General features: G+C 59.5%; 19 protein-coding genes. 13 read left to right on the top strand and 6 right to left on the bottom strand.

Translation table 11 applies throughout. From position 1 onward, the window contains the following. Window positions 1–16: 16 nt before the first annotated feature. From mutL to NLU14_RS01250, 8 genes are all read left to right on the top strand, one after another. Window positions 17–1,939, top strand: coding sequence for a DNA mismatch repair endonuclease MutL (gene mutL / locus NLU14_RS01215; RefSeq protein ID WP_275704333.1), 1,923 nt, complete (start codon window positions 17–19; stop codon window positions 1,937–1,939). Between the two features lie 7 nt (window positions 1,940–1,946). Continuing rightward, window positions 1,947–2,987 carry a tRNA (adenosine(37)-N6)-dimethylallyltransferase MiaA gene (miaA, locus tag NLU14_RS01220; protein ID WP_275704334.1) on the top strand — a complete coding sequence of 347 codons (1,041 nt, stop codon included), beginning with the start codon at window positions 1,947–1,949 and terminating at the stop codon, window positions 2,985–2,987. Window positions 2,988–3,033: 46 nt separating this feature from the next. Next, entirely contained in the window at window positions 3,034–3,282 is a 249-nt protein-coding gene (gene hfq / locus NLU14_RS01225) for an RNA chaperone Hfq (protein WP_007154829.1), read from the top strand. Window positions 3,283–3,401: 119 nt separating this feature from the next. Continuing rightward, on the top strand, window positions 3,402–4,700 hold the full coding sequence (gene hflX, locus NLU14_RS01230; RefSeq protein ID WP_275704335.1) for a ribosome rescue GTPase HflX: 1,299 nt from the start codon (window positions 3,402–3,404) through the stop codon (window positions 4,698–4,700). A 78-nt stretch (window positions 4,701–4,778) separates the two neighbouring features. Beyond that, window positions 4,779–5,978, top strand: a complete 1,200-nt coding sequence (hflK, locus tag NLU14_RS01235) for an FtsH protease activity modulator HflK (RefSeq protein WP_275704336.1) — start codon at window positions 4,779–4,781, stop codon at window positions 5,976–5,978. Window positions 5,979–5,980: 2 nt separating this feature from the next. Then, window positions 5,981–6,856 carry a protease modulator HflC gene (gene hflC, locus NLU14_RS01240; protein ID WP_275704722.1) on the top strand — a complete coding sequence of 292 codons (876 nt, stop codon included), beginning with the start codon at window positions 5,981–5,983 and terminating at the stop codon, window positions 6,854–6,856. Window positions 6,857–7,039: 183 nt separating this feature from the next. Then, a complete protein-coding gene (locus NLU14_RS01245; protein ID WP_275704337.1) occupies window positions 7,040–8,221 on the top strand; it encodes an ATP phosphoribosyltransferase regulatory subunit in 1,182 nt (393 codons plus the stop codon). An 80-nt stretch (window positions 8,222–8,301) separates the two neighbouring features. Further along, window positions 8,302–9,597 carry an adenylosuccinate synthase gene (locus NLU14_RS01250; RefSeq protein ID WP_275704338.1) on the top strand — a complete coding sequence of 432 codons (1,296 nt, stop codon included), beginning with the start codon at window positions 8,302–8,304 and terminating at the stop codon, window positions 9,595–9,597. A 25-nt stretch (window positions 9,598–9,622) separates the two neighbouring features. On the opposite strand, the gene cmoB is transcribed toward NLU14_RS01250, so the two are convergent. The 5 genes from cmoB to NLU14_RS01275 are packed head-to-tail and all read right to left on the bottom strand — an operon-like array spanning window position 9,623 to window position 13,216. Continuing rightward, window positions 9,623–10,618 (bottom strand): tRNA 5-methoxyuridine(34)/uridine 5-oxyacetic acid(34) synthase CmoB, encoded by a 996-nt coding sequence (gene cmoB / locus NLU14_RS01255; protein WP_275704339.1) that lies wholly within the window; start codon window positions 10,616–10,618, stop codon window positions 9,623–9,625. A gap of 11 nt (window positions 10,619–10,629) precedes the next feature. After that, entirely contained in the window at window positions 10,630–11,385 is a 756-nt protein-coding gene (gene cmoA / locus NLU14_RS01260) for a carboxy-S-adenosyl-L-methionine synthase CmoA (protein WP_275704340.1), read from the bottom strand. Beyond that, a complete protein-coding gene (locus NLU14_RS01265; RefSeq protein ID WP_275704341.1) occupies window positions 11,378–11,749 on the bottom strand; it encodes a PA3694 family proteiin in 372 nt (123 codons plus the stop codon). Before NLU14_RS01265 ends, cmoA begins: the two co-directional genes overlap by 8 nt. A 33-nt stretch (window positions 11,750–11,782) precedes the next feature. Beyond that, on the bottom strand, window positions 11,783–12,784 hold the full coding sequence (locus tag NLU14_RS01270; RefSeq protein ID WP_275704342.1) for a serine/threonine protein kinase: 1,002 nt from the start codon (window positions 12,782–12,784) through the stop codon (window positions 11,783–11,785). A 9-nt stretch (window positions 12,785–12,793) separates the two neighbouring features. Next, window positions 12,794–13,216: a hypothetical protein gene (locus NLU14_RS01275; RefSeq protein ID WP_275704343.1), complete on the bottom strand. Its 423-nt coding sequence runs from the start codon at window positions 13,214–13,216 to the stop codon at window positions 12,794–12,796. A gap of 145 nt (window positions 13,217–13,361) precedes the next feature. Here NLU14_RS01275 and NLU14_RS01280 point away from each other — a divergent pair, with 145 nt between their 5' ends. Beyond that, the gene (locus tag NLU14_RS01280; protein ID WP_275704344.1) at window positions 13,362–14,477 is read left to right on the top strand and encodes an NAD(P)/FAD-dependent oxidoreductase; all 1,116 of its coding nucleotides are present in this window, start codon (window positions 13,362–13,364) and stop codon (window positions 14,475–14,477) included. A gap of 10 nt (window positions 14,478–14,487) precedes the next feature. On the opposite strand, the gene NLU14_RS01285 is transcribed toward NLU14_RS01280, so the two are convergent. Then, entirely contained in the window at window positions 14,488–15,276 is a 789-nt protein-coding gene (locus tag NLU14_RS01285) for a ComF family protein (RefSeq protein ID WP_275704345.1), read from the bottom strand. Between the two features lie 40 nt (window positions 15,277–15,316). Here NLU14_RS01285 and bioB point away from each other — a divergent pair, with 40 nt between their 5' ends. The 4 genes from bioB to NLU14_RS01305 are packed head-to-tail and all read left to right on the top strand — an operon-like array spanning window position 15,317 to window position 19,166. Further along, complete coding sequence (bioB, locus tag NLU14_RS01290; protein ID WP_275704346.1) at window positions 15,317–16,399, top strand: biotin synthase BioB; 1,083 nt, start codon at window positions 15,317–15,319, stop codon at window positions 16,397–16,399. Between the two features lie 27 nt (window positions 16,400–16,426). Further along, window positions 16,427–17,605, top strand: coding sequence for an 8-amino-7-oxononanoate synthase (gene bioF / locus NLU14_RS01295; protein ID WP_275704347.1), 1,179 nt, complete (start codon window positions 16,427–16,429; stop codon window positions 17,603–17,605). Next, on the top strand, window positions 17,602–18,354 hold the full coding sequence (locus tag NLU14_RS01300; protein WP_275704348.1) for an alpha/beta fold hydrolase: 753 nt from the start codon (window positions 17,602–17,604) through the stop codon (window positions 18,352–18,354). The genes bioF and NLU14_RS01300 overlap by 4 nt, the downstream gene beginning before the upstream one ends. After that, window positions 18,342–19,166 (top strand): malonyl-ACP O-methyltransferase, encoded by an 825-nt coding sequence (locus tag NLU14_RS01305; RefSeq protein ID WP_275704349.1) that lies wholly within the window; start codon window positions 18,342–18,344, stop codon window positions 19,164–19,166. The genes NLU14_RS01300 and NLU14_RS01305 overlap by 13 nt, the downstream gene beginning before the upstream one ends. The last annotated feature ends 13 nt before the right edge of the window (window positions 19,167–19,179 follow it).

Genomic DNA, 19,179 nt, shown 5'->3' on the forward strand with positions numbered 1-19,179 from the left:
GAGGTCTCCTGCTAGCATGCCCGCCATTCGATTACTGACTCCTCGCCTGGCAAACCAGATTGCTGCCGGCGAGGTGGTTGAGCGCCCGGCTTCGGTCGTCAAGGAACTGGTAGAAAACGCGCTTGATGCCGGCGCCCGCCGGGTCGACATTGAGGTTGAGCAGGGCGGCGTCAAGCTGATCCGCGTGCGTGATGACGGTGATGGTATCGACGAGGCGGATCTCCCGCTGGCGCTGAGCCGACATGCCACCAGCAAGATAGAAAACCTGGATGACCTTGAGGCGGTGGCCTCTCTCGGCTTTCGCGGTGAGGCACTGGCCAGTATCAGCTCGGTCTCCCGGTTGGCGCTGACGTCCCGCACGGAACGTCAGGAAGCTGCCTCCAGGGTGGAGGTGGAAGGGCGCGACATGGATGCCAGCATTTCCCCGGCGGCCCACCCAGTGGGAACTACGGTGGAAGTGCGGGACCTGTTCTTTAATACCCCCGCCCGGCGCAAGTTTCTCCGCACTGAGAAGACCGAATTCAACCACGTTGAGGAATGCGTTCGCCGCCAGGCTCTGAGCCGTTTTGATACCGGATTCACTCTCCGCCACAATCAGCGCGTGATTCAGAGCCTGCGGCCTGCGGAAAACCCGCTGGACCGGGAGCGGCGGATCGGTGCCCTGTGCGGCCAGCAGTTTATCGACAATACTGTCGTGATCGACGCGGAGGCAACGGGGCTGAAACTTTGGGGCTGGGTGGCGCTGCCAACCTTTTCCCGCAGCCAGGCGGACCTGCAGTACTTTTTTGTGAATGGCCGGGTGATCCGTGACCGGCTGGTGGCTCATGCTGTGCGCCAGGCCTATCGGGATGTGCTTTACAACAATCGCCACCCGGCCTTCGTCCTGTATCTGGAGGTTGATCCTGCCAATGTGGATGTGAATGTCCATCCCACCAAGCACGAAGTACGTTTCCGAGACGGGCGACTGGTCCACGATTTCATTTTCCGTACCCTTCACAAGGCATTGGCAGACGTACGGCCGGACGATCATTTGCGGGGGGCGGTAGCCCAGTCCCATGGTCGCGAATCCGCCGGGATACCCGGCGGTTATGGCACCCAGGCTTCCATGCCTGGCGTCAGTAACCAGCCAGCTCCCGATCCTTTCGCAGCCTCCACCGGCCAGCAGCCGGCCGGCTTTTCCGGCTCTCCACGGCCACCGCAGCATGAATGGCAGGCCCGTGACCAGATGGCGTTCTACCAGTCCCTGAACGAAGGTGGCGGTGTGGAAAATGGTGGCGTGGGCGAGCGGGCAGCCATGGCCGAAACCGGGGAGCTGGCGGTGGCATCTCCCACACCACCCCGGGAAAGTGGTGATGAACCTCCCCTGGGGTACGCCATTGCCCAGTTGCACGGGATTTATATTCTTGCCCAAAGCCGCCAGGGCATGATTGTGGTTGATATGCACGCAGCCCACGAACGCATCACCTATGAACGCATGAAGCGTGCGCTGGACGCTCAGGATCTCAAAAGTCAGCCACTTCTGGTGCCGGTCTCCCTTGCGGTCAGCCAGAAAGAAGCAGCGTTGGCTGAAACCCATGGTGAGGAACTTCTGCAATTGGGGTTGAGGGTTGAGCGCATTGGCCCTGAAACCCTCGCTGTCAGGCAGATGCCAGCGCTGTTGCGGGGAGCGGATGCCGAGCAACTGGTAAGGGACGTGCTGTCGGACCTGATCGAGAACGGCGAAAGCGACCGCGTGGAGGCCGTCACCCATGAACTGCTTGGTACCATGGCCTGTCATGGCTCGGTTCGGGCAAACCGGCAGTTGACCATCCCCGAAATGAACACCTTGCTGCGGGACATGGAAGCCACCGAGCGAAGCGGCCAATGCAACCATGGCCGACCTACCTGGACCGTGGTCACCCTGTCCGAGCTGGACAAGTTATTTCTGCGGGGGCGCTAACGCCGGTATGACGGTAACAACTGCTGAGGATGCCAAGCCTCCTGCCATATGCCTGATGGGGCCGACAGCCTCCGGCAAGACCGATCTGGCTATTGAGCTCTGTCGCCATCTGCCCTGCGATATTGTCAGCGTTGATTCAGCCATGATTTACCGGGGTATGGACATTGGCACGGCCAAACCTTCCCGTGAGGAGCTGGCCCGGGCACCCCACCGGCTGATCGATATCTGTGATCCTGCGGAAACATACTCTGCCGCGGACTTTCGTCGTGATGCCCTGCAGGAAATGGCCGAAATTACCGCAGCAGGCCGGATCCCGCTGCTGGTGGGCGGTACCATGATGTATTTCAAGGCGCTGCTCCATGGCATGTCCGATCTTCCTCCCGCGGATCCTGCCATCCGGCAGGTGCTGGAGCAGGAAGCCCGGGAAAAGGGGTGGGGCGCCCTTCATAGGGAACTGGAACAGCAGGACCCGGTGGCGGCCAGGCTGATCCACCAGAATAACCGGCAACGACTGGTCCGGGCGTTGGAGGTTATTCGTTTGACGGGCCGGCCGATTTCCTCAATTTGGCAGGATAAACCAGCCAGCGAGCGGGTCACCACCGGTGACCAAAACAGGGAAAGCATTGAGGATTACACCTATTTCACCCAATGGCAGGCAGACGAAGCGCCGACTCTTCCGTATACTGTAGTGCAGCTTGCGATGGCTCCCGCCGAGAGGCGAATGCTCCATGAAAGAATAAGCCTGCGTTTCCAGGCAATGCTGGATGCGGGTTTTCTTGATGAGGTCAGGGCGCTGATGGCCAGAGGTGATCTGCACCCCGGCCTGCCTTCCATGCGTTGTGTTGGGTATCGCCAGGGCTGGGCCTACCTGGCTGGTGATTATGACTACGACACCATGGTGGGCAAGGGCGTTGCCGCTACTCGGCAGCTTGCCAAGCGACAGCTGACCTGGTTGCGAAAATGGTCCGGTGTGGACTGGCTCTCCAGTGACGACAAACTTATGTCAGGCACTGCCTTGAAAATTATTGAATCTCGCACCACATTTTAAAACTGAATATGACGATCTGCCTTTACTTATAAACAGGAGAAAACACATGTCAAAAGGGCACTCTCTACAAGACCCTTACCTTAATGCATTACGCAAGGAACGCATTCCGGTTTCCATCTTTCTGGTCAATGGCATCAAGCTTCAGGGCCAGATTGAGTCTTTCGACCAGTTCGTGATTTTGCTGAAAAATACTGTCAGCCAGATGGTCTACAAGCATGCCATTTCCACGGTGGTGCCTGCGCGGAACGTTCGTATCCCGCCACAGGCCCCGGGCGGAGAAGAGTCTGAGGACTGATTTACCCGGTAATACCGGCGTTGTCACCCGCGCTCCCGAAGAGCCTGCTCAGGCTCCCAGGGCCGCGGGTGCTTGTTTTGGTGGTAAATGCAGCCTGACTGATTTGGAGTTATTACTACTTGTTTGAGCGTCCCGACGTTGGTGAACGGGCGATTCTCGTTCACATTGAGTTTTCCTCCCACGAGGAGTCCGAGGACCTGGATGAGTTCCGTGAGCTGGTCTGGTCCGCCGGAGTGGAGCCGGTTGGTATTGTTACCGGGTCCCGTAAACAGCCCAGCCCCAGATTGTTTGTGGGCAAGGGTAAGCTGGAAGAAATCCGTGATGCGGTGACAGCTGGTGAAGCCGATGTAGTGCTTTTTAACCATGCGCTCAGCCCCAGTCAGGAACGTAACATCGAGCGCGAGCTCAGCTGTCGCGTGCTTGATCGCACCGGCGTCATCCTGGATATTTTTGCCCAGCGTGCCCGTACCCATGAAGGTAAGCTTCAGGTAGAGTTGGCCCAACTCGAGCATATGTCGACCCGCTTGATCCGGGGTTGGACACACCTTGAACGGCAAAAAGGCGGTATTGGCCTGCGTGGCCCGGGTGAAACCCAGTTGGAGACCGACCGGCGGTTGCTCAGGGAGCGTATCAAGTCCATTCATCGCCGGCTCGAGAAAGTCCGAAAACAGCGCAACCAGGGGCGCCGGGCCCGAAAGCGTGCGGATATTCCAACCGTCTCGCTGGTGGGTTACACCAATGCGGGCAAGTCCACGCTGTTCAATCGTATCACCACCTCCACCGTGTATGCGGCGGATCAGCTGTTTGCCACCCTTGACCCGACGCTGAGACGGCTGGAACTTCCGGATATAGGTCCGGTCGTAATGGCTGACACCGTCGGGTTTATCCGGCACCTCCCCCATAAATTGGTAGAAGCCTTTCGTGCCACCCTGGAAGAAACCACGGAAGCCTCCATCCTTCTTCACATAATCGACTGTCACGACAACCGGCGTGAAGAGAATATGGAGCAGGTGGAAGAGGTGCTGGCGGAAATCGGTGCCGACGAGATCCCGGTGCTGCAGGTTTTCAACAAGATTGATCTGCTTGATAATTTTCAGCCACGAATTGAGCGCAACGAAGATGGCGTACCGGTTCGTGTTTGGGTCTCCGCTGTCACCGGGGAAGGGCTTGAGGGCTTGTTCGATACCATTGTGGAGCGACTGGCTGAAGATGTTATTCACCAGTTTGTCCTGCTGGGACCGGCCGATGGAAAACTGCGGGCGCTACTGCACGAGGCAGGATCTGTATTAACTGAAAATCACCGCGATAGTGGGGATTCGGTGCTTGAGGTCCGCTTGCAGCACCGGGACTGGTTACAGCTTCTGAGCCGTGCCGGCGTACGGGAAAAAGACGTAAGACTTGAAGAACAACGTATATAGACCGGCTGTGCTATTGCCGGGGCGCTTATAAATCCCTAGTATTTGCAGCCATTCGATTAGTTTGGAACGGAGAACACTATGGCCTGGAATGAACCGGGTGGAAACCGAAACGACAATGATCCCTGGGGAACCGGTGGCGGTCGTGGCGGCAAGGATCAGGGTCCACCAGACCTGGATGAGGCGCTGAAAAAGGGCCTCGACAAACTCAACCGCTTGCTGGGTGGCAAGGGCAATAAATCCGGAGGTAATGGCGGCAGCTCGTCTTCAGGTGGTGGCGCCGGTGGCTTTGGTGCCATTCTCGCGCTGGCGGCGATCATTTTTGCCGGGTACGTCATATTCCAGTCGTTCTACATCGTGAACGAACAGGAGCGGGCGGTTGTGCTGCGCTTCGGTGAATACAGTCGTACCGAAACCCCTGGCCTGCGTTTCAAGGTGCCGTTGATCGATAGCGTACATCTGGTCAGGGTGACCAGCGTACGGAACGCTGAATCCACCGGCCAGATGTTGACCCAGGATGAGAATCTCGTCTCCGTTGACCTGCAGGTTCAGTATCGCGTTGGTGATGCCAAGGCTTATGTGCTGAATGTTCGTGATTCCAATCAAGCGCTGGCATTTGCCACCGACAGCGCCTTGCGCCATGAGGTTGGCAGTTCGACCCTGGACGACGTGCTGACCGAAGGGCGTGCGGAACTGGCGGTTCGCGTTGAGCAGCGTCTCCAGAGTTTCCTGGAGGAGTACGGTACCGGCCTGTCGATCGTAAGGGTGAACGTTGAAAGCACCCAGCCACCCAATGAGGTGCAGGACGCTTTCCGTGAAGTGCAGCGTGCTCGTGAGGACGAGCAGCAGGTCAAGGAAGAAGCGGAAACCTATCGTAACAAGGTAGTTCCCGAGGCACGTGGTAGGGCTCAGCGCCTGACTGAGGAGGCTGCGGCCTACAAGCAACAGGTAATCGAGCGTGCTCGTGGTGAAACCTCACGCTTCCTCGCGGTGCTTGGTGTTTACGAGACAGCGCCAGAGGTCACTCGTGAGCGCATGTACATCCAGGCGCTTGAAAGGGTCCTGTCGAACACCAGCAAAGTTCTGGTTGACACCGAAAGCAGCGATAACATGATGTACTTGCCTCTGGACAGGCTGACGAATCGTTCTGGCACAAGCACCGGTAACCAGAGCAGCTCTGGTAGCTCCGGCAGCAGTGACATCGATATCAAGACCCTGTCAGACCAGGTGATTCAGGAGCTGCGTGGCAGGCAGGATACTGACGTTCGGAGGAGTAGATAATGATGGGACCCAAAAGTATTGTGGGCCTTGCAGGCGCCCTGATCGTCATACTTGTTGCGCTTTCCAGTGTGTACATCATTCCGGAAACCCATCGGGGTGTGCTGTTGCGGTTCGGTGAGTTGATCGAAACGGACATCGAAGCGGGCCTTCACTTCAAGGTGCCGGTAATCGATCAGGTGAGAGAATTTGATGTCCGGTTGCTGACGACCGATCTTCCTACGCGTCAGTATCTGACCATCGAGAAGAAGCCGTTGGATGTGGATTCGTACATTGCCTGGAAAATTCGCGACGTGGACCAGTTCTACCGGGCCACCGGCGGCGACGAGTACCGTGCTTCCGAACTGCTGCTGTCCCGGGTGGACAATGGTCTGCGGGATGAGTTCGGTGTCCGGACCATGGTCGAGGTGGTTTCGGGCCAGCGTGATGAGCTGATGCACACCCTGCGGGACCGTGTGAATGAGACAGTTCTGAAGGAGTTCGGCATCGAGGTGGTGGATATCCGCGTCAAGGCCATTGAATTCCCGGGCCAGGTCAGCCAGAACGTATTCCGGCGCATGGCCACCGAGCGTGAGAAGCTGGCGCAGGAATTCCGTTCCCGCGGTCGCGAGCTTGCCGAAGGGATTCGCGCGGATGCCGATCGTCAACGCACGGTCATCCTGGCCGAGGCATTCGCCAAGGCTGAAGAGATGCGTGGTGAAGGGGATGCCCAGGCCGCGCAGATTTACGCCGATGCCTACGGTTCGAACAGTGAGTTCTACAGCTTCTATCGCAGTCTTGAGGCCTACCAGAGCACGTTTGACAGCAAGGATGACATCATGGTGATCGACACAGAGAGTGACTTCCTCAAGTTCCTGAAGGACCCGCAGGGAAGCCGCTGATCGACGTCGCGGTCACGACAAAACCGGAATACCTCGGTATTCCGGTTTTTTTGTGCCTGCCAACAGTGTAAAATTCTGCCGGTTTTGGTCCGGGTTTTTATCTTCCCCCGGACATCGCCCTAAATCCTGTGCACTCCCGTGGTCCGAGTTCTCGCCATGGGGCAAAACGGACAACAGAATCTCATGACAGTATCTGACCGCTGGCTACTGCCGGATGGCGTGGAAGACATCCTTCCGCCACTGGCTGGACAGATTGAATCCCTGCGCCGTGATGTAATGGATACCTGCCAGCGTTGGGGCTACCAGCTGGTTATCCCGCCGCTAATTGAGTATCTCGAATCGCTGTTTACCGGCACCGGGCATGATCTGGAGCTTCAGACCTTCAAGCTGACCGATCAGCTGACCGGCCGGATGATGGGGTTGCGCGCGGATATGACGCCCCAGGCGGCGCGTATCGATGCCCATACCCTTGGGCAGGAAGGCATTACCCGTCTTTGCTATGCCGGCCATGTCCTGCATACCCGGCCACGTCATATGCTGACGGGCCGCACGCCCATCCAGGCTGGCTGCGAGCTGTTTGGCAGCGCTTCGGAATCGGCGGACCTGGAAGTGATCAGCCTGATGCTGGAAACCCTGCGGGTGTCCGGCCTGCCGCGAATCCACCTGGACCTCGCTCATGTGGCGATCTACGAAACCCTCGTGGGCGAGGCAGGATTTGACCGCGATACCGGCGCCGCCATCTTTGATGCCATGGCTCGCAAATCGGTGCCGGAACTGGATGAAATGCTGGGCGAATGCCCGCCGGGGTCCGCTGGCGGCATGCTCAGGGAACTGGCCAGGGTCAGTGGTGGGAAGGAAGCGCTGATCGAAGCAAAACGCATCCTTGAGGGTGCGCCGAAACCGCTGCGTCAGGCGTTGGATCAACTGGAGCGGGTGGCAGAGATGTTGTCCGGTAGCTATCCGGAAGTAAGCTTTGGTTTCGACTTCTGTGAGCTTCGCGGATACAACTACCACACCGGGCTGGTGTTTGCGGCCTATGTACCCGGGCATGGCGACGCGGTTGCGAAGGGCGGTCGCTACGATGCCATCGGCAGTGATTTCGGCCGCGCCCGACCCGCCACGGGGTTCAGTCTGGACATTCGGGCGTTGGTCTCACTTGGCCAGCGCGCCAGCCATGCCCGCAGGTCCATTTGGGCACCGGCAGTCAACGACCCAGCGCTGGATGGTGTTATTTCCGGGTTACGGATGACTGAAACGGTTGTCCGGGCCTTGCCGGAAGACGAAGGCGTTGATCCACGGTCTCGTAATTGCGACCGTGTTCTGGTGAAGCGTGACGGTCAGTGGGCCGTGGAGCAGTTGGACTGATAACCCCGGAATCGGGCCACTCATTTACAGGTAAACCTGCGGGTACCCGTCGTCTGGCGAGACCGCATTGAGAGAGAGTCATGGGTAAAAACGTTGTAGTGTTGGGCACCCAGTGGGGTGATGAAGGAAAAGGCAAGATTGTTGACCTGCTGACCGACAAGGTTGCGGCGGTGGTGCGCTTCCAGGGCGGCCATAATGCCGGTCATACCCTGGTCATTGAAGGCAAGAAAACGGCCCTTCACCTGATCCCTTCGGGCATTCTGCGCAAGAATGTCCAGTGCCTGATTGGCAACGGTGTGGTGCTTTCTCCGGAAGCCTTGCTGAAAGAAGTCCGCGAACTGGAAGCCAACGGTGTTGCCGTACGGGATCGGCTCAAGGTCAGCCTGGCCTGCCCCATCATCCTCAAAACCCACGTTCGTATTGATCAGGCCCGCGAGCGTGCACGGGGTATCGACAAGATTGGCACCACCGGCCGTGGTATTGGCCCGGCCTACGAAGACAAGGTTTCCCGCCGTGGTGTTCGCGTTGGCGACTTGTGTGATCCCCAAAGCTTTAAGGAAAAGCTCCAGGAGATCATGTCCTACCACAATTTTGTGCTGACCGAGTATTTCCGCGAAGAACCAGAAGACATCGACCAGGCATTCTCCGAACTGATGTCCATGGGTGAGGAGATTCTTCCGATGTCCGCCGATGTCACGGATATTCTCCATGACTTGCGCAAGCGCGGGGAGCACATCCTGTTTGAGGGCGCGCAGGGTTCACTGCTGGACATTGACCTGGGTACCTACCCGTACGTTACATCCTCCAACACCACGGCTGGCGGCACAGCCACCGGTTCCGGTTTTGGCCCGCTGTTCCTGGACTACGTGCTGGGGATCACCAAGGCCTACACCACCCGTGTCGGTTCCGGCCCATTCCCGACCGAGCTGTTTGACGACATGGGGCAGCACCTGGCGGTGAAAGGTAACGAGATCGGCACCACGACCGGGCGTTCACGCCGTTGTGGCTGGTTCGATGCCGTTGCGCTGCGCCACGCGATCCAGATCAACAGTGTTTCGGGCATCTGCCTGACCAAACTGGATGTCCTGGATGGAATGGACACCGTGAAGGTCTGTATTGGGTACAAAACGCCCAAGGGAGAGATCACCCGGCCGCCCATTGGCTGTGATACCTACAAGGATATCGAGCCGGTGTACGCGGAGCTTCCGGGTTGGCAGGAGAGCACGGTAGGGTTGACCGGCCTGAACCAGTTGCCGGAGAACGCGAAAGCCTATATCCGTTTCCTGGAAGAACAGATCGAAGCGCCGATCGACATTATTTCCACCGGCCCTGACCGGGTGGAGACTGTTATCCTCCGCCATCCCTTCGGCGAGTAGTCCTCCAGTGTTGTCGCGGCTTGCCTCAGGGCTTGTCCGCGATAACGGTTGCCCTTTTCGGGCCCGGATAGCCTTCCACGGTTTTCGTTGGGTCGTCCGGGTCCAGAAAGTCTTTCAGCGACTGAAACCGCATCCAGTCCGTGCTCCGCTGTTCTTCCGTGGTGGTTTCGGTCACATCCACCACGCGGGCGTTGCGGAAGCCGGTCCGGTCCAGCCAGCGCAGCAGTGTGTCGCAGCTGGGCAGGAACCATACATTCCGCATCTGGCCATAGCGGTCCTCCGGCATCAGGCTATAGCCTTCCGGCCCATCCGCAATCAGGGTTTCCAGTACCAGCTCACCCCCCGGGCGGAGCGTATCCTTCAGTTCCAGAAGATGATCCAGTGGCGATCGGCGGTGGTAGAGCACACCCATGGAGAAGGTGGTGTCGAAAGCCTCCAGTTTTGCTGGCAGGTCTTCCATGCGCACAGGCAGCAGGTCAATACGCTGCTCCGGGCTGACATAGCGTTTGACGCTCAGGAACTGAAACAGGAACAACAGCCCCGGATCAATACCGATCACCCGACCGGCGCCTTCACCGAGCATGCGCCAGCAGTGGTAGCCTGAGCCACAACCCACGTCCAGTACCTGCCGGCCATCCAGGTCTGACAGGTAGGGCGCCACCCGGTCCCATTTCCAGTCTGAACGCCACTCGGTATCGATATAGGTTCCAAAGAATTCAAACGGGCCCTTGCGCCAGGGCATCAGCCCACGAAGACTCTGTTCGAGCTGATCAGCGGCCCCTGCTGACAGAGACTGGTCCGCGCGCAGGGTAATGGCCGGGCGGTCCAGTTCGGTTTTCACATTGCCGATGGCGGGCAATGTGTCCAGTGCCCGCATCCAGCGTGCGATGTCTCCGTGGGGGTTCTCGTCGAAGCGTTTGCGAAGCTGTTGCTGTAGCAGGATTCGCCAGTGTTCCAGGCCACGGCTGTCCAGGTCGTCGAACAGTGGGGCGAAACACCTCTGCCAGTCGAAAGTCGTCATGAAGGCTCCGTTCAGGGCGATTTGATGGCGAGCATGGAAACGAAATTGAAGCACTGATACCACACCATGACCTGGTTGAAACCGGCATCCGTCAGCCGTTGTCGATGTTCCGCCAGGGTTTCGGGAATCAGCACCTGTTCCAGGGCGGATCGCTTCTGGCTTATTTCGAGGTCGGAGTAGCCGTTGGCCCGCTTGAATTCATGGTGGAGCTGCGTCTGTATCGCCTGCTCCTCTTCGGATTCAAAACGGATTTTTTCGGACAGGATCAGCACACCCCCGGGCAGGGTGGCATCGGCAATACGCGTCATCAGCTCCGCCCGTCTTTCGGGCGCCACGAATTGCAGGGTGAAATTCAGGGTGGTCACGGAGGCGTTCATCAGTTCGGTGTCGAGGATGTCTTCACAACGCAGCGAAACCGGCAGAGGGTGATCGTCCAGGGCAATATAATGCTCGCAGCGTTCAATCATCGCGGCCGAATTGTCGACGCCAGTAAGAATGCAATCGCGGTCGCCAATGCCGTGCCGCATGGCCAGTGTCGAGGCGCCGAGGGAGCAGCCGAGATCGTAGCAATGACTGCCTGGCCGGGCGTATTGCTCGGTGATCACCTCAATCATCGGAATAATGGTGGTATAGCCGGGGACCGACCGCCGGATCATGTCTGGAAAAACCCGCGCGACAGAGGCGTCAAAGCGGAATTCCCCGGTTTCACGTTCACTGGCAAACAGCCGATCCAGTGCCTGCCCCGGCTTTTTGTTGCTGTTACTCATTGTCTGCGGGCTCCTGCCCCTCGTGGACGGGCCGGTCGTGTACCGGCGCCGGGCCACGGCTACAGCGAACCCCCCGGTTCTTGTAGTCGACGAGAATGCCTCGGAAGTCCGGGTCCACATCGGCGGCGATGGCCAGGAAGCCTTGCTCACACACGGCATGCAGTTCCGACGACTTGGGTGACATGCGAAATTCTTCGCCAGGTTTTATGTGGACCGCCTCGAATTCACCAACGGGCACATGGTCCTTGTTGCCTGAGTGGTCAATCCTGCCGCTGGCTTCCAGCACAACAATGGTAACGATGATGGTACCGATGGCGGTGGCAATCAGGCTTCGGATGGTAAATCTGGCCTCACTCTGGCTCATCAATCAGTCTCCGGTATGTCGGTTGTAGCGGCCTTAGTACTGGCCGGGAATATTGATAGAAGGGGCCTGCAGCGCCGCGAGCTGTTCCCGCAGCGACAGGATCTGGTCGGACCAGAAACGGGGCTGGGCGAACCAGGGGAAGAAGCGCGGGAACGCGGGATCGTCCCAGCGCTTGGCCAGCCAGGTGCAGTGGGAGATCTGCCGGAAGCAGCGCAGGGGTTCAATCAGGTGGCGTTCGCGGCGATTGAAGTCCCGGAACATTTCATACCCTTCCAGCAATTCGCCAAACTGCTGGCCGCGCTCGGTATCGTCCCCATTCAGCAGCAGCCACAGATCCTGGATTGCCGGCCCGGTGCGGCAGTCATCCAGGTCGACAAACAGCATCTGTTCCTCGCGGCACAGGATATTGCCGGCATGGCAGTCACCGTGCAGCCTCAGCGAATGAACCTCACCGGCCTCGTCAATCCGTCGGGCGCAGTGGTCCACAAGATCGGGAATCAGTGAGTCCCAGGCTGGGCGGAGATCATCGGGAACCCAGCGATTCTCCGTCAGAAAGCGGTTGTTCTCCTCAATACCGGAGAGCAATGACATCGCAGGGCGATGGCTGAAGCTTTCAGTGTCACCAATATTGTGGAGCTGCCCCAGCCATTGGCCGAGGCGGTAGAGCGTGTCGGTCACGCTGGTATCCGGGGCCTGCCCTCCCCGCTGGAGGAACACAGCGAACAGGAAATCACCGCTGCGGCCCAAGGTATCGCCGGAAAGCATGGCCATGGGGGCCACAACCGGAATGTCGGCGTCGAGCAACTGGCGGGTGAAGACGTGCTCTTCTCGTATCTGGGCTTCGCTCCATCGCCCCGGGCGGTAGAACTTGGTGATGACCGGCGGTTGGTCCTCAATGCCTATCTGGTAAACGCGGTTCTCGTAACTGTTCAGGGCGAAAAGCCGCCCGTTGACCACAAATCCGGCATCCTCCATGGCGTCGAGAATCTTATCGGGCTTGAGGTCGTCGTACGGATGGCTGGAGATTTCGGTCATAAATAAGGTTTAGCGCCTCGAACTTCGTTGGGCCTGCATCTCGGCAAGGTGATACCAGTTTTCGTCCAGTTCCCAGCGCACCCGGTCAATATTGGAAGCGCTGAGTACAATGTCGCCGGCCCTGGCCTGAACCTGGGCCAGTTCACGCTCGGCCCGTTGCCAGTCCCGGTGGTTGTCACCCAGGTTACGCATGCTGGGGAAAATGGTGGTGAGTGCGACGTGAGTGGAGGTCTCATGGGAACGCAATGAACTCATAATGGCAGTGCCCCCCTCAACCCTCAGAACGCGGTGCTGATAAGGGTAATTGGCGACCATTTCATCGGATTTCAGGTCCCGGTTGAGGCTGATGACTTCAAAGCCGCGCCAACCCAGCCAGCCTACAAATATGGCCGCTACCAGCATTACAATTATAAACTGCTTCCTGTCAGACATCGGTTCCCTGCTCCGTGCACTCATTTCTGGGGCAAGTATAACGTTTCGGGAGCGCCACCGTAATGTGATTCGGGCTTTTTAAGGGACGAACCTGGCGGTGATACTGACAGACGCCCGGATGACCACAAAGGTGAATTCAAACCCCATGACAGACAGCGATAGACTCCAGGCAGATACCGTGGTGATCGGTGCCGGCATCGTTGGCCTTGCCGTGGCCAGGCGGCTGGCCATGGAGGGCAGGGAGGTTCTGGTACTGGAATCCGGGGCTCACTTTGGTGAGGGGCTGTCGTCCCGCAACAGTGAGGTTATCCATGCGGGTATTTACTATCCGGAGGGCTCTCGCAAGGCAAGGTTGTGCGTTCGTGGTCGCCAGTTGCTGTATGACTATTGTCAACAGCGCCATATTGGCCATCGCAAGACCGGCAAGTGGATTGTTGCCCGTGGACAGGCGCAACTGGAGAAACTCGATGCCATAGCCGGGCAGGCGAAGCGTAACGGTGTTCTCCTTGAAAGGGTCGGGCCCAAGGGCGTGCGGGAGTCGCTGCCCGACATTTCCGCAGATGAAGCTCTGTACTCCCCGGAAACCGGCATTGTGGATAGCCATGGTGTGATGCTGTCGTTGCTGGGAGAGCTGGAAGGCCATGGGGGTCAGTTGGTCTGCCATGCGCCAGTGGAGCGGGCGGCCACCAGTGGCGAACGGCATTGGTTGCAGGTAGGCGGGCAGGTGCCCTGTGAGTTGCTGGCCCGACGGGTAGTGAACGCAGCCGGCCTGGGAGCTGTGGCGTTGGCGAAACGCTGGGAAGGTCTGTCCGGGAACATTGTCCCCCGGCAATGGCTGGCCCGTGGTGTCTACTTCAGCTATTCCGGCCGTCATCCCTTCAACTCGCTTGTCTACCCGGTACCGGAGCAGGGTGGCCTGGGTGTGCACCTGACCCTGGACCTGGCCGGTCAGGCGCGGTTCGGGCCGGACGTGGAATGGATAGAGCAGATGGATTTCTCCGTTGACCCGGACCGGGCGCGGTTGTTTGCCGACAGCATCCGCCACTGGTGGCCGGCACTGGATGAGACCCGCCTGCGGCCCGCCTATGCCGGTATCCGTCCCAAGCTTGCAGGCCCGGACGGCGGGTTTGCGGATTTTCGCATTGAGGGTGCGTCAGAGCACGGTGTTCCCGGGCTGGTCCACCTGTTCGGCATTGAATCGCCCGGGCTGACGGCGTGCCTGGCTATTGCGGAGGAAGTGGTCGAGCAACTGGGCGATTGAGCATCGCTGGTTAGCCTGGAGTCCTCGCCAGTGCCCAGATTTGCACCTCCCGGGCGCCGGCATCCAGCAGGGCTTCGGTAAGGCTTCTTGCAGTAGCGCCGGTGGTCACCACATCGTCCACGATGGCGATACTCGCTGGCGGGGGGCGGGTTACCCTGTAGATCCCCCGCAGGTTGGCCAGGCGCTCTTCCCTGTTCAGACCCCGCTGGGGCCGGGTGCGCCGGCTTCGGATCACCAGATCCGCGCTCCAGGGAATTCCGCTCCGCCGGCTGATGTGTTCGGCAATATCCGCCGCCTGGTTAAACCCCCGTTTCCGACGACGAGCCGGATGCATCGGGCTTGCCACCAGAAGGTCCGGCCGTTGTTCCGGAGCAGTCTCCAGGACCGACATCAAGTTCTCCGCAAGATCATGAATCAATGGTCGAGCAAACGCGCGCTGGCCATTGTACTTGTAGCGCTGGATCATGCCGTCAACCGGAAAACGATAGCGCCAGGGCGCGATGACCCGGGTAAACGGTGGTGGGTCCTGCAGGCATTGGCCGCAGAGAACCTCGTTGCCGGCATAGGCGAGGGGCAGGGCACAGCACCGGCAGTGCCAGTGATTGGCGGGTAAGTCCTGGCGGCAGGGGGTGCAGAGCCCGAAGCGGGCCTGCGGCTCCAGACAGGTTACACACTGGCCGCCACCGGAAGGCAGGAGGCTTCGGATGCCCCGTGCCGATCCTTGAATCCATTCTTCGCTGTTAACCTTTGGTGTTAACAAGGTTGACAGCGATCTCAGTCCCTTTATCATCTGTTTCATCCGTAAACCAGAATCCCGGTAAAGTTAACAGGACTGAATCATGACTGCCACCGCGCCCTCCATCGCACCCTCCACCGCACCCCGTCACGACTGGACCATGCAGGAAGCCCGCACGCTGTTCGAGCTGCCCTTCAACGATCTGTTGTTTCGCGCCCAGAGCGTCCACCGTGAGCATTTCGACCCCAACGAGGTGCAGATCAGCACGCTGCTGTCCATCAAGACCGGTGCCTGCCCGGAGGACTGCAAGTACTGTCCCCAGAGCGGCCATTACAACACCGGCCTGGAAAAGGAAAAGTTGCTGGAAATTGAAAAAGTGGTCGCCGAGGCGAAGGCAGCCAAGGCGAAAGGCGCTTCCCGTTTTTGTATGGGCGCAGCCTGGCGCAGCCCCTCGAAGAAGGATATGGGGTATGTGGTGGACATGGTTCGCCAGGTGAAATCACTGGGCCTGGAAACCTGTATGACCCTGGGGATGCTGAAGCAGGAGCAGGCGGACGAACTGGCGGGAGCCGGGCTGGATTACTACAACCACAACCTGGACACCTCCGAGAAATACTACAGCCACATCATTACCACCCGCACCTACCAGGACCGGCTGGATACCCTCGAGAATGTCCGCAACGCCGGCATGAAAGTCTGTTGCGGTGGCATTGTGGGCATGGGCGAAGATCCGGACGACCGGGTTGGCCTGCTGGTCCAACTGGCGAATCTGCCTCATCACCCGGAGAGTGTGCCGGTGAACATGCTGGTGAAGGTGCCGGGCACGCCGATGGAAGATGTGGAAGACCTCGACCCGTTTGATTTCATCCGCACCATTGCGGTGGCCCGCATCATGATGCCGGCTTCCCACGTGCGCCTGTCCGCGGGGCGGGAAAACATGAACGAGCAGATGCAGTCCCTGTGCTTCCTGGCCGGCGCCAACTCGATTTTCTATGGTGAAAAGCTGCTGACCACCGCCAATCCCGAAGCGGATGCGGACCGTGAACTGTTCAATCGTCTGGGCGTTCGTCCGGAAGTGCGGGAGCAGGCCTGCTCGGAACAGGAAGCGGAAGATTCTATCGTCGAGGCGGTGGAATACGAGCAGACCCGTCATATGTTCTACGACGCCACTCGTGAGTCTGCGTAAGCAGGCAATCGCCTGTGAGGGCTGATCATGCGTGACTTTGCAGCCGAACTGGAAAACCGCAAGCAGGCGGGGCTTTACCGTACCCGCCGGTTAATCAGTGGCCCGCAGCAGCCGGCACTGGTTTCCGACGGTGTGCCGTTGCTATCTTTCTGCAGCAACGACTACCTGGGGCTGGCAAACCATCCCGATATTATCCGTGCCGCGACCGACGCCATGCCCGAGACCGGCCTGGGCGGGGCGGCATCTCACCTGATCTGCGGCCATCACGACGCCCATCATCAACTGGAGGTCCGGTTGGCGGCGTTTACCGGTCGCAGCTCGGCGCTGTTTTTCTCCACCGGCTATATGGCCAATATGGGCGTGATCTCCGCGCTGGCGGGCCGTGGCGATACTATCTTCTCCGACCGCCTCAACCACGCCTCCATTGTTGACGGTTGTATCCTCAGCCGCGCCAGGGTTCGGCGTTATCCCCACGGGGATATGGACGCACTGGCGGATATGCTGGCCGGTGCCGATGGCCACAAGCTGGTGGTCACCGATGGCGTATTCAGCATGGACGGGGACATCGCACCCTTGAGCGAGTTGGCAGCGCTCTGCCGGGCCCACGATGCACTTCTGGTGGTGGACGATGCCCACGGTGTGGGAGTGCTCGGGCCCCAGGGGCGAGGCAGTCTGACCGAACTCGGGCTCTCGGAGGAGGATGTACCGGTGCTGATCGGTACCCTGGGCAAGGCCGTGGGTACCAGTGGCGCTTTTGTGGCCGGCTCGCAACTGTTGATGGATTATCTGGTGCAAAAGGCGCGCACCTATATTTACACCACCGCCATGCCTCCTGCCATTGCAGCCGCCACCTGTACCAGCCTTGAGCTTATCGAGCGGGAAGACAATCGCCGCAGCCATCTGCAATCGCTGATCGGTGAATTTCGCCGCCAGGCATCCTTGCTGGGCTATGAACTGATGCCGTCGCGCACTCCGATACAGCCCATTATGGTCGGGGACAACTGGTCGGCCCTTGCGCTGAGCCAGGCGCTGGAAGCAAAAGGGCTGATGGTCACGGCGATCCGGCCGCCGACCGTACCGGAAGGTCAGGCCCGCCTGCGGGTAACCTTCAGTGCCGCTCATTCCCGGGAGGACCTGTCGAGGTTGCTGGCGGCGTTGGCGGAATGTCGTTCACTGATCAATAGGCCATCCGCAGAGGCTGTATGAGCGCCGTGGGACCAAGAACTCCTCTGGTGGTAGTCGGTGGCTGGGGCGTCGATGCCGCCATGCTGCTTCCGCTATTTGACCACTGGCCCGGTGAAATTCACCTGGTCTCTCTGAATGACGTCCTGATGTCCCGCTGTGATTCGATCACGGCCGTTGCGGACTACCTGCTGGCCCGCTACCCGTGCCCGTCGGTCTGGGCCGGGTGGTCCCAGGGGGCCCATGTGGCCATGGCCGCAGCGGCCCGGAGCAGCTTGCAGGTTCGCCGGGTGATTACCCTGGCCGGTTTTCCGCGCTTTATCGCCAGCGCGGAGTGGCCCCTGGGAATGGCGGCGGCTACCTTCGAAACCTTTCGGGAAGAGGTGGCCCGGAATGCAGGCCGGGCCTGGAAGCGTTTCCAGCATCTGTTGATCCACGGTAGTGATGATGAATCAGAGGCTCGGCAGGAATTGCGGCCATGGCTTGAGCGTGGCCCGGTGGGCAATGCTGCGAGTCTGGTTCGCGGGCTGGAATGGCTGAGCAGTGAAAACCAGCTTTCCCTGTGGAGAGACTCGCCGGTGCCGGTACTTCATCTCCAGGCGGGCAGGGACGCCGTCGTCCAGTGCTGGAACGGCACTTTCAGTTCAGCGGGCACGGCTGAAGTGATTCCGGTGCCGGCTATGACCCACTGGCCTCGTGGACCGGCCCTGAAGCCCTGCCGTGAAGCCATTCGCCAGTTCGTCTTCAGTAAGGAGAATCAATGGCCCCTGTAACAACCGAAACACCAGCCTGGATACCTCCGAAAGCGGCGATTGCGCGGGATTTCGGGGCCGCGTCCCGGACCTACAACCCTGCCGCTCGGTTACAGCGTTACATGGGGCAGGTCATGCTTGACCAACTCGAGGAAGCGTTGGCGGTGAGTCCGCCTTGTAAAGGTCTTCAGGTACTGGACCTTGGCAGTGGCACCGGCTGGTTTACCGGGCAGCTCGCGGGCATACCGGGGGCCAGGGTTACCGGTGTTGATATTGCCCCGGGAATGCTCCGCTACGCCCGCTCGGTCAACCCGACGGGGATTCGATGGTTGATGGCTGATGCCGAATCGTTGCCGCTGCCCGATAACAGCGTGGACGTGGTGTTCAGCAACCTGATGATCCAGTGGTGCCGTAATCCGGCCAGCGTGCTGGCGGAATGTCGCCGTGTTCTTCGCCCGGGTGGGCGGCTCATGGTGTCTACCCTATTGGATGGCACCCTTGATGAGCTCAGGGAGGCATGGCGCAGGGCCGACCCCGGGCATCAGCATGTCAACCGTTTTGAATCCGAAGCCGGTTTCCGGCAGCAGGCATTCGATACACTCCCGGTGCCGGATCTTGCAACTGAAACGATTTCGCTGGACTATCCCTCACCGCTGGCCCTGCTGGCCGAGCTCAAGGCTATCGGGGCAGGATTCAAGGGCGCATCGCGGCGCCACAGCGCAACCGCGCCCGGCCGTTTGCGGGCTATGTGCCGTTATTACCCGAAAGGCCGTGACGGTAACGTATACGCGACCTACAAAGCAGCGTGGCTGACCTGCCGCCTGCCGGACTGATATCGGGGTTCTC

Source organism: Marinobacter iranensis (assembly GCF_029207565.1).
GTDB lineage: Bacteria > Pseudomonadota > Gammaproteobacteria > Pseudomonadales > Oleiphilaceae > Marinobacter > Marinobacter iranensis.

Excerpts from the sequence above, each read along its gene's own strand:
- mutL (WP_275704333.1), top strand. The coding sequence starts at position 17 with ATGCCCGCCATTCGATTACTGACTCCTCGCCTGGCAAACCAGATTGCT.
- miaA (WP_275704334.1), top strand. The coding sequence starts at position 1,947 with ATGACGGTAACAACTGCTGAGGATGCCAAGCCTCCTGCCATATGCCTG.
- hfq (WP_007154829.1), top strand. The coding sequence starts at position 3,034 with ATGTCAAAAGGGCACTCTCTACAAGACCCTTACCTTAATGCATTACGC.
- hflK (WP_275704336.1), top strand. The coding sequence starts at position 4,779 with ATGGCCTGGAATGAACCGGGTGGAAACCGAAACGACAATGATCCCTGG.
- hflC (WP_275704722.1), top strand. The coding sequence starts at position 5,981 with ATGGGACCCAAAAGTATTGTGGGCCTTGCAGGCGCCCTGATCGTCATA.
- NLU14_RS01245 (WP_275704337.1), top strand. The coding sequence starts at position 7,040 with ATGACAGTATCTGACCGCTGGCTACTGCCGGATGGCGTGGAAGACATC.
- NLU14_RS01250 (WP_275704338.1), top strand. The coding sequence starts at position 8,302 with ATGGGTAAAAACGTTGTAGTGTTGGGCACCCAGTGGGGTGATGAAGGA.
- cmoB (WP_275704339.1), bottom strand. The coding sequence starts at position 10,618 with ATGACGACTTTCGACTGGCAGAGGTGTTTCGCCCCACTGTTCGACGAC.
- cmoA (WP_275704340.1), bottom strand. The coding sequence starts at position 11,385 with ATGAGTAACAGCAACAAAAAGCCGGGGCAGGCACTGGATCGGCTGTTT.
- NLU14_RS01265 (WP_275704341.1), bottom strand. The coding sequence starts at position 11,749 with ATGAGCCAGAGTGAGGCCAGATTTACCATCCGAAGCCTGATTGCCACC.
- NLU14_RS01270 (WP_275704342.1), bottom strand. The coding sequence starts at position 12,784 with ATGACCGAAATCTCCAGCCATCCGTACGACGACCTCAAGCCCGATAAG.
- NLU14_RS01275 (WP_275704343.1), bottom strand. The coding sequence starts at position 13,216 with ATGTCTGACAGGAAGCAGTTTATAATTGTAATGCTGGTAGCGGCCATA.
- NLU14_RS01280 (WP_275704344.1), top strand. The coding sequence starts at position 13,362 with ATGACAGACAGCGATAGACTCCAGGCAGATACCGTGGTGATCGGTGCC.
- NLU14_RS01285 (WP_275704345.1), bottom strand. The coding sequence starts at position 15,276 with ATGAAACAGATGATAAAGGGACTGAGATCGCTGTCAACCTTGTTAACA.
- bioB (WP_275704346.1), top strand. The coding sequence starts at position 15,317 with ATGACTGCCACCGCGCCCTCCATCGCACCCTCCACCGCACCCCGTCAC.
- bioF (WP_275704347.1), top strand. The coding sequence starts at position 16,427 with ATGCGTGACTTTGCAGCCGAACTGGAAAACCGCAAGCAGGCGGGGCTT.
- NLU14_RS01300 (WP_275704348.1), top strand. The coding sequence starts at position 17,602 with ATGAGCGCCGTGGGACCAAGAACTCCTCTGGTGGTAGTCGGTGGCTGG.
- NLU14_RS01305 (WP_275704349.1), top strand. The coding sequence starts at position 18,342 with ATGGCCCCTGTAACAACCGAAACACCAGCCTGGATACCTCCGAAAGCG.